We start from the raw sequence: 8,843 nt of genomic DNA, 5'->3' as shown, positions 1-8,843 counted from the left end.
TCGGAAACTGACGGTTCTTTGCTTTTGCTGCCACAGGTCATCCTCGAAATGAGCCTGTCACAGAAATTATCGTGTCTCATTCCAGGGGTGCAGTCCAGTGCACAAAACTCCGAATCCCGCGATGCAAGGCCAGCTTTCACGAGGCCGACTTTCATTCGTCGGCAATTCCTCGCATCACCAATGTCCGATCCAGCGGAGCAAGTAACATCGCTGCCTCACGAACTCCGCCCGTAAAGCCGCTCGTCCGACCACACCGGCCTCTGGCGTGTCGATCCAATTGGTTACCTTGCCGGCTTGCAGCATGGTCATACTCTTCGCCTATCGGATCTTGACGACGACCTTGCCCCTGGAGCGACCCGTCTCGATGTAGGCCAAGGCGTCGTTGGTCGCTTCGAACGGGAAGATCCGGTCCACGACCGGGCGAATGATCCCGGCTTTGATCAGCGATGCGATCTGGCCCAGCTGATCGCCGTTCGCGCGCATGAACAGGAACGAATAGCTGACGCGGCGGCGCTTGGCCTTGCTTCGGATGCGGAAGCTCAGAAGACGCACAACCTGACGCAGCAACCAGTTCAGTCCCTGGTCTTTGGCGAAATCGGGGTCGGGCGGGCCGGAAATAGAAATCAGTTTGCCGCCGGGCTTCAACACGCTGAGCGATTTTTGCAGCGTGTCGCCGTCCAGGCTGTTCAACACCACGTCGTAGCCGGACAGGACCTTCTCGAAGTCCTGCCTCTTGTAGTCGATGATGACATCGGCGCCGAGGCTCCTGACCAGTTCGACATTCGCCGTGCTCGTCGTCGTCGCGACCATCGCGCCGAGATGCTTCGCCAGTTGGATGGCGAGGGTGCCCACGCCGCCTGAGCCGGCATGGATGAGAACTTTCTGCCCCTTCTTCAATTCGGCCAGCTCGACCAGCGCCTGCCAGGCGGTCAGGCCCACGAGGGGGATGGAGGCCGCTTCCTCCATGCTGAGGTTTTTCGGCTTCAAAGCCATGTCGACTTCGTTGACGGCGATGTACTGCGCGAACGTCCCGATCCGGCCATCGCGCGGCCGGGCATAGACCTCGTCACCCGGCTTGAAGCGACGGACTTTGGATCCGATCCGAACCACGATTCCGGCCACGTCGTGCCCGAGGGCAAACGGCGGTCGATAGGGCAGGATGAGCTTGAACTCTCCATCCCGAATCTTGGAATCCAGAACATTGAGCCCGGCCGCGTGAATCTCGACCAGAACATCGTCGTCCCGCAACGTCGGCTCCGGCATGTCGCCGAAGCGCAGGGCATCCTTCTTCTTGTATCTGTCGAGGATGAAAGCCTTCATCACGGTCTGTTCTCAGGGCGGCTGTTCTCAGGGCGGCTTGCGGCTGCAATGGTGGGATAGTCGGTATAGCCGGCGGAGCCACCGCCATAGAGCGTCGCCGGATTAAACTCCGCCAGCTTCGCGCTGGTCTTCAGTCTGTCCACGAGGTCGGGATTGGCTATGAAAGGTCGACCGAAGGCGAACAGGTCCGCCTTGCCCGCCGAGAGGCACGAAGCTGCGAGTTCGAGGTCGTAGCCGTTGTTTGCAATATACGTGTTGTTGAACCGCCGTCGCAGCGATCCGAAGTCGAATGGTGCGACATTCCGCGGTCCGCCCGTGGCGCCCTCGACGACATGGATATAGACGATGCCCAAGGCATCGAGTTGATCGACGATGTAGTCGAACTGTGCCTGAGGATCGCTGCTCGAAACGCCATTGGCCGGCGATACCGGCGAGATCCGGATTCCGGTGCGCCCGCCGCCAATCTCCTCGACGACCGCAGCCGTAACCTCCAGCATCAGCCGGGCGCGGTTCTCGACCGATCCGCCGTAAGCATCGGCGCGGACATTGGCCCCGTCCTTGGCGAATTGATCCAGCAAATAGCCATTGGCGCCATGAATCTCGACGCCATCGAAGTCGGCCGCAACGGCATTCGCGGCCGCTCGCCGGAAGTCGCTCACGATTCCCGGAATCTCGTCGAGCGTCAGCGCACGGGGCTCTGACACGTCAACGAAGGCGTTGTGGACGAACGTCTTGGTGCGGGCGCGGATCGGCGAGGGCGCCACGGGCGCGGCGCCGTTGTCTTGCAGGTCGACGTGCGAGACCCGGCCCACATGCCAGAGCTGCAGGAAAATCCGCCCGCCCTTGGCGTGAACCGCGTTCGTGACCGTGCGCCAGCCGTCGATCTGAGCCTGGGAGTAGATGCCGGGCGTGTCCTGGTAACCCTGTCCCTGCTGCGAGATCTGGGTGGCCTCGGAAATCAGCAGGCCGGCTGACGCGCGTTGGCCGTAATACTCCGCGGCGAGATCGCTGGGAACGAAGCCCGGGCCAGCGCGATTGCGCGTCAGGGGCGCCATGACGATCCGATTGGAGAGGGTCAGCGAGCCGAGAGTATGGGGCTCAAACAGCGTTTTGCTCGTCATGGGTCACCTGTGTTTGTCCCCGCTGCGGCGCGGGTGGTTGTCGATATGGCTTCGTTGGTGCTCAGGCGACCGTGCGGTAGCGCTCGGCGGGATGTTCGTTCCGATAGTTTGGAAGCATCGCCTGGCGCGCGGCCTGAAACGCGTCCCACTGTCCGGCATCGGGAAGCGGCGGGATCGTCACCGCTTCGCGGCGGTCGAAGCCGACCAGCGCCGCATCAACCAGATCGTTTACCTCCATCACGTTGGAGAGTGTGTTGATGTCGGCGCCGACGTGGCCCCAGATCTCCGTTCGCGTCGTGGCGGGAAGCACGGCTTGGACGTACACACCCTTCGGCGCGAGCTCGAGGCTCAGCCCCTGCGACAGAAACAATACGAAGGCTTTGGTTGCGCCGTAGACCGTCATGCCGAACTCCGGCGCCAAGCCGACCACGGAGGCGATATTGACGATCGCCCCTTCGCCTGCCTTCGCAAGACGCGGGGCTATGGCGCTGGCAAGCCGCAGAAGCGCGGTCGTGTTGAGCGCAACGAGCCGCGCCACGTCATCGGTGCTCTGCTCGATGAAGGTGCCGCCGATCGCCGTCCCAGCGTTGTTGACGAGAATCCCGATTTTGGCGTCATCGCGCAGCCTTGCCTCAACCGCTGCAAGCTCGGCAGATTGCGTGAGATCAGCCTGGATGATGTCGATCGCCACTCCGTAGTCCCGACGCAGACGGGCCCCCAGAGCTTCCATTCGTGCCACGTCACGGGCAACCAGCACGAGGCCGTGCCCGCGGCGCGCGAAGCGCTCGGCATAGGCGGCTCCGATGCCGGTGGATGCGCCGGTGATGAGGACTAACGGAATAGTTGCCATGGGATTGCTCTCTTCTCTGATGAAACCTATATTCATGACGATCATCATGATTGGCGCTTAATATGATGACCGTCATGTAAATGTCAACGGAGCCGGCGGAGAATTTTGAGATGAAGGTCAGTCGAGAGCAGATGGCGGAGAACCGCCGCCGAATCCTGGATGCGGCCAGCCGGCTGTTCCGTGAGAGGGGGTTCGACGCAGTCAGCGTTGCGGAGGTGATGAAAGCAGCTGGCCTGACCCACGGCGGCTTTTATGGACATTTCGCTTCGAAGGACGACTTGGTGACCCAAACCCTTGCCCACGTCCTTGCCGTGGATGCAGGCGGTGGGGGCGATCTCGGCGCTTATCTCGACGACTATCTTTCGCCTCGGCATCGCGACAATGCCGCCGGTGGTTGCCCGATGGCGGGACTTGCCGCGGACATCCGCCATCAGACTCCGGCTGCACGCGCGGCCATGACAGCAGGTCTGCGATCGCAGATCGATCGTGTCAGCAAGGCGCTCCCGCAGTTGGATGCCGCAGACAGACGCCGCGCAGCGATCGGAAGCTGGGCGGCGATGGTGGGCGCGGTGATCCTCGCCCGAGCGATCGACGATCCCGCGCTCTCGGATGAAGTCCTGGAGCAAACGCGAGCCTGGATCAAAGCCGGGACCAGCCGGATGTCAGTCACATGATCGCTATGGCGCGACGATGCGATCCCGCGTTCAATTCAGGAAACGGGTGGCGGGCTGGCGGATGCCTGATGTCTTGTTCGGCTCCTTTTTGACATCAGGAGGGTCTCGCCGTGGAACTTGCAAACAAGACGATCACCATAACCGGCGCCGACAGCGGTATCGGCGCTGCCGTGGCGTCGCTGTTCGCGTCCGAAGGCGCCGATGTGGTGCTCGGGGCTCGTCGCGCCACCGAGCTGCAAACGATCGTTGAAGGCATCAAAGGTGCTGGGGGGGCGCGACATTTCTCGCGGGTGACGTTGAAATTACGAGATTACGGTGCACGAAACTCGAAATCGCGATGCAAGGCCGGCTTTCACAAGGGCGGCTTCCACCCGCGTGGTCAGACGCGAGCAACGTCGCTGCCTCACGCACGCCCATAAAGCCGCGCGCCCCACCACACCGGCTCCGGCATCGTGTGAGTGATGCCCTCGGCGTCGGGATGCACCGGGTTGATCAGAAAGTTGCGCTCCAGCCGAGCCGGGATCGACGGCACGATCAGCAGCGCCGAGCGTTTGTCCTCGTACCAGGTTTGCGCGAATGTCTTGCAGATCGTCTCGCTGCGCGAGTCCCAGCCGGGATGGGCGGCGGTCTGGAAGACCTCGTACGAGACACCGTTTGGAATCGTGATCTCGATGAAATGCTGGTTGGCGGGCATCACCAGATTGGCGTGAACCAGCTTTTCCTGCATCGCGGTGGAATAGTGCTCGGAGGTGTAGATCACCGGACTGGTGCGCGTATTCCAGCGCCCCGGATAGAGCCGTGCCCCCTCTGCGTCATAGATCGGAAAAGCGCCGTCGGGATCGCCGATGCGATAGCATCTGAGAACGCGATCGCTCTTCTGCACGCTCAGACGCCGCCGCCATAGGCCGCGCGTCCGAGCAGATTCATCACCGCATCGGCGCCGGGACCGGTCGCGAGCGCAAGGTCCAGCGGGACCTTGTCGTCCAGCATCGGATGCGGCCGGTTGAGAAAGTCGCGCACCTTCGCTTCGTCGCGGAACACTTCAAGGCCAATGGCGAAGACCTTGGCAACGCGCGCCAGCCGGTCGCTCTCATCGGTCGTCAGAGGCTGCTTGTGCTTGCGGCGGCGTTCCAGCGTCGGCTTCGGCACCACGCGATAGGCGAAGCCGCGCACGTCGAGCGGCGAGATGCGCCCGGCGAGCTTGTCCAGCGCCGACACCGGCAGGCCCTTCTCCACGGAGGAGGCCAACGTCAGGGTCGTCTCGATCGTCCTCGGCTTGATGCCAAGCAGGTCGGCGAGGATTGCACCTTGGCTGCCCATGGGCGCCTCATATCAGTTGAGGCAGATATATGCCTCAGATGAGGCGCCGTCAATGGCGCTCAGTGCCTGATCCCGTCGTGGGCATTGCCCGCGCGCGTGAGGACCCGGTGGCAATGCGGGATGCCCGCCATCCCATCACATCACACGACCTCCGCAAGATCGGTCGAGCACGTCATGGCCGCCCGCGACTAAATGGAGCCGCCACGGAGGAGGGACGATGAAGGCGGCGCTGCAAAAACTATCAGGCCCGGATGCGGCGAGTGCTGGAACACATTGACCGGCATCTCGACGATGATCTGGACCTGGAAACGGTGAGCGGTGTTGCGGCGTTCTCGAGGTTTCATTTCCATCGGCAGTTCACGGCGACCTTCGGGCGGTCCGTGCATCGCTACGTCCAGCTGGCCCGTATGAAGCGTGCTTCCTACCTGCTGGCCTACACAGACGCCCAAAGCGTGACGGACATCGCGATGGATGCCGGTTACGACGCACCGGACGCCTTCGCTCGCGCCTTTCGGCAACGGTTCGGGCAATCGCCGGCGTCGTTCCGCAACTCTCCCGACTGGGAGCCGTGGCTTGCGGCCTTCGGGCCTCTCGACAATGCGAGGAACAAGCTCATGAAGACTTTTACAAGTGACAACGTGACGATACGGGACGTGCCGCCCACGAAGGTGGCGATCATGGAGCATCGGGGCGACCCGGCGACGCTCGGTGCCACCATCCGGCGGTTCATCGCGTGGCGCAAGGCAGCGGGCCTGCACCCCAGCACAAGTCCGACCTTCAATGTCTCGCGGTCCGAGCGGCGTCCTGCGTCGCCGGCCAAGTACAGCACGGACCTCTGTGTCGGGACCGACCGGCCGATCGAAGCGAACGGCGAAGAGATCAAAGCCGGCGAGATCCCGGGCGGACGCTGCGCGGTGCTGCGCGTCGTCGGCTACACCGACAATCTGGAGCCCGCCGCGCTCTATCTTTATCGCGACTGGCTTCCGGCCAGCGGCGAGGAAGCACGCGACTTCCCGATCTATTGCCAGCGGCTGAGCTTCTTTCCGGAGGTGCCGGAGCATGAGACGGTCGCGGACGTTTTCTTGCCGCTGAAACAGCGGCCTCCGACGGCGGCCTGTCCTTCCGATTGCAAGAAGCGCGGGCTCCACAATACGCGCCCTCAGCGCTTTTTCGTGCCGCGCGCCCGCCTGTCGTCCGGTTGAGCTCGGGCATCATGGCTGGTGTCCGAGCGGCGCTTCACGTGATCGACGAAGGCTCGCAGTTTCGGCATCATCTGGTGGCGGCTTGGATAGTAGAGAAACACGCCCGGCGTCATCGGCGCGAACGGCTGCAAAACCTGCAAGAGTTTTCCCGCCTTCACAGGCCCGGTCGCGATCGGCGAGGGCACTTGCGCAAGTCCCATGCCTTCGAGGGCGGCACCGAGCTTTGTCGGGAAGTCGTAGGCGATGAGCGGCCCTGAAACGATCGCCTCGATCGGCTTGTTGCCGCTGACGAAGGACCACGGTGCGATCGTCCCGTTCGAGCGGCGAATCCGGATGCAGGCATGCTGGCGCAGATCGTCGATCTGCTCGGGCGTGCTGCGCCGGCGCAGATATTTGGGGCTGCCGACGACCACGAACGGAAACGGCGGCGCCAGCCGCACCGCGATCATGTCGGGCGCGATGAACTGGCCCATCCGGACGCCGGCGTCGAATCCGCCGGCGGCGAGGTCGACCAGCCCCTCGCTGACGGCGATCTCGACCTCGACCTCCGGATAGGCCTCGGAGAAGGATGCGATCAGCGGCTCCAGCAGGATCGGCACCACCGCCCGCGGCACCGTGAGGCGCAACAATCCGGAAGGCCGCTGCCCGAGGTCACGGGCGACATCGCTTGCGGCGACAAGCTCCTCGAAAGCGGGCCGTGCTCGCGCGTGGAATCGTTCGCCGGCCTCGCTCAGGCCGACATTGCGCGTGGTGCGGATGAAAAGGGCGGCACCGACACGAAGCTCGAGCGCCCGCACCGCCTGGCTCATCGCCGACGGCGTCACGCCGAGCTCCGCCGCCGCTTTGCGAAAGCTGCGGTGCCGGGCAACGCTCAGGAACGCCTCGACGCCGTCGAGCGCGCCCCGCCGGACTGTGAAGTTTCGCTTCATAACCTGTCGACATTATCGCGAATAGTCGCTCGCAGAAAGCGGTCTTACAGCCGGGGCACAAATAAGGCGCGTTGCTGATGTCGGGCCAAACGTTCGCAACGCCTTCGTGATCTCGAAGCAAAGGTGATCGCCGTGATCGAACGAACAAGCCGGATCAAAGCCGTGCGTAACGTCGCGCTGGCTGTCGCCCTAACTCTCATAGGAGTCGCTTCCATGGCCCATCCATCACTTGCGCAAGCCCAAAAACAGGAACAAGCACAAGCCACCTCGCCCGTAACCACCGGGGTGATGGTCATCCTGACCGTGAAGGCGGGCGTCACACGCGAACAGGTCATGACCGTCATGCCGGCTGAAATCCGGCAGACCGTGCAGCTCTATCTCAGTGGCAAGATCCGTGAGTGGTATTCGCGCGGCGATGGTCGCGGCGTCGTCCTCTTGCTCGCAACTAGCGATGTTGCCGAAGCGGAGACGATCATGGAAGGCCTCCCATTCGGCCAAGCAGGACCTGATGGACCACGAGTACATCGCGGTCGGTCCGCTTTTGCCGCTTCGCCTGCTCATGGCCAATCCCTGAGCGCCCGCAACCGGGACGCGCCTCACATCAAGGACCGCCGATGACCACCGATGCCGTTCCCGCTGTCTCCGTCCCGCCGTCTCCGGCCCGGAGCAGCCTGCTTTGGATGACCGCTTTCACGGTGCTGTGGACGTGGTTGATCTACGCGCTGCCAGTGATTCCGGAGAGCGGCCTTTCGGCCCTCGCGGTTCGCTTGGTCGTTCACGTGACTTGATCGGAGACCAAAATGGCTATGGAATCTCTCTTTCGGATTCACCTCGTCCTGGGCTATGTCGCCTGGCTGCTTTGCTTTGGCGCCTACGTCTGGCCCTGGCTCAAGTCGATGGACAGGGTTGAGGCGCACCGCGCCATCGCCACGCTGCACAGCTTCCGCTTCTTCGGGCTCGTCTTCATCCTTCCCGGTGTCGTCAGTCCGGACCTGCCCGCCGGCTTCGCGGTGTTCGCCGCCTGGGGCGACTTTGCAACTGGGGTGCTGGCCATGTTGGCGCTCCTCGCAGTGAGGGTGCGCCTGCTGTTCTGGCCGTTCGTCGCCGCCTTCAATGTCGTAGGAACGATCGACCTCGTCCTAAACTATTACAACGCCATCCAGATCGGCCTTCCCCAGCACGCCGGGTGGCTGGGCGCCGCCTATGCGATCCCGATCATCTACGTGCCGCTGCTGATGATCACGCACGTCGCCGCATTCATTCTTCTGGCACGCCCTCGGGCGGCCGCCGACGCGATGAAAGCCCCATGAGGATTTCCGTGCAGTATGCTAGTTCTACTGCGTCACAAATTTCGGCGCGGTCGCATTTTGCTTTGGCCGCAACACGGGCATCGCGGCAGGGTTCTGGCGATCGCGTTGGCCAAACGG

General features: G+C 63.1%; 9 protein-coding genes and 2 pseudogenes. 5 read left to right on the top strand and 6 right to left on the bottom strand.

All coding sequences use genetic code 11. The features are described from left to right. Positions 1–318: 318 nt before the first annotated feature. The 3 genes from IVA82_RS04665 to IVA82_RS04655 form a co-directional block, all read right to left on the bottom strand. On the bottom strand, positions 319–1,320 hold the full coding sequence (locus IVA82_RS04665) for an NADP-dependent oxidoreductase (RefSeq protein WP_247390945.1): 1,002 nt from the start codon (positions 1,318–1,320) through the stop codon (positions 319–321). Continuing rightward, positions 1,320–2,441, bottom strand: a complete 1,122-nt coding sequence (locus tag IVA82_RS04660; RefSeq protein ID WP_247390948.1) for an alkene reductase — start codon at positions 2,439–2,441, stop codon at positions 1,320–1,322. Before IVA82_RS04660 ends, IVA82_RS04665 begins: the two co-directional genes overlap by 1 nt. Before the next feature lie 61 nt (positions 2,442–2,502). Continuing rightward, complete coding sequence (locus tag IVA82_RS04655; protein ID WP_247390950.1) at positions 2,503–3,291, bottom strand: SDR family oxidoreductase; 789 nt, start codon at positions 3,289–3,291, stop codon at positions 2,503–2,505. Positions 3,292–3,401: 110 nt separating this feature from the next. Here IVA82_RS04655 and IVA82_RS04650 point away from each other — a divergent pair, with 110 nt between their 5' ends. Together IVA82_RS04650 and IVA82_RS04645 are read left to right on the top strand one after the other, a co-directional pair. Then, positions 3,402–3,965 carry a TetR/AcrR family transcriptional regulator gene (locus IVA82_RS04650; RefSeq protein WP_247390952.1) on the top strand — a complete coding sequence of 188 codons (564 nt, stop codon included), beginning with the start codon at positions 3,402–3,404 and terminating at the stop codon, positions 3,963–3,965. Positions 3,966–4,075: 110 nt separating this feature from the next. After that, positions 4,076–4,263 (top strand): annotated as a pseudogene (locus IVA82_RS04645) (SDR family NAD(P)-dependent oxidoreductase); the annotation flags it as partial. A gap of 105 nt (positions 4,264–4,368) precedes the next feature. Here the strand turns inward: IVA82_RS04645 and IVA82_RS04640 are convergent. Then, complete coding sequence (locus tag IVA82_RS04640; protein ID WP_247390958.1) at positions 4,369–4,854, bottom strand: RES domain-containing protein; 486 nt, start codon at positions 4,852–4,854, stop codon at positions 4,369–4,371. Further along, the gene (locus IVA82_RS04635; protein ID WP_247390953.1) at positions 4,851–5,285 is read right to left on the bottom strand and encodes an antitoxin Xre/MbcA/ParS toxin-binding domain-containing protein; all 435 of its coding nucleotides are present in this window, start codon (positions 5,283–5,285) and stop codon (positions 4,851–4,853) included. Before IVA82_RS04635 ends, IVA82_RS04640 begins: the two co-directional genes overlap by 4 nt. 251 nt (positions 5,286–5,536) lie before the next feature. On the opposite strand from IVA82_RS04635, the pseudogene IVA82_RS04630 reads away from it, so the two are divergent. After that, positions 5,537–6,379: pseudogene (locus IVA82_RS04630) on the top strand (AraC family transcriptional regulator); the annotation flags it as partial. 65 nt (positions 6,380–6,444) lie between these two features. On the opposite strand, the gene IVA82_RS04625 reads toward IVA82_RS04630, so the two are convergent. Further along, positions 6,445–7,416: a LysR substrate-binding domain-containing protein gene (locus IVA82_RS04625; RefSeq protein WP_247390954.1), complete on the bottom strand. Its 972-nt coding sequence runs from the start codon at positions 7,414–7,416 to the stop codon at positions 6,445–6,447. Positions 7,417–7,539: 123 nt separating this feature from the next. On the opposite strand from IVA82_RS04625, the gene IVA82_RS04620 reads away from it, so the two are divergent. Together IVA82_RS04620 and IVA82_RS04615 are read left to right on the top strand one after the other, a co-directional pair. Beyond that, positions 7,540–8,034, top strand: a complete 495-nt coding sequence (locus IVA82_RS04620; protein ID WP_247390955.1) for a hypothetical protein — start codon at positions 7,540–7,542, stop codon at positions 8,032–8,034. A gap of 182 nt (positions 8,035–8,216) precedes the next feature. After that, positions 8,217–8,726, top strand: coding sequence for a hypothetical protein (locus tag IVA82_RS04615; RefSeq protein WP_247390956.1), 510 nt, complete (start codon positions 8,217–8,219; stop codon positions 8,724–8,726). The last annotated feature ends 117 nt before the right edge of the window (positions 8,727–8,843 follow it).

This window comes from Bradyrhizobium sp. 142 (genome assembly GCF_023074015.1).
In the GTDB taxonomy this organism is placed as follows: domain Bacteria; phylum Pseudomonadota; class Alphaproteobacteria; order Rhizobiales; family Xanthobacteraceae; genus Bradyrhizobium.
This window is presented reverse-complemented; position numbering and strand designations above follow the sequence as displayed.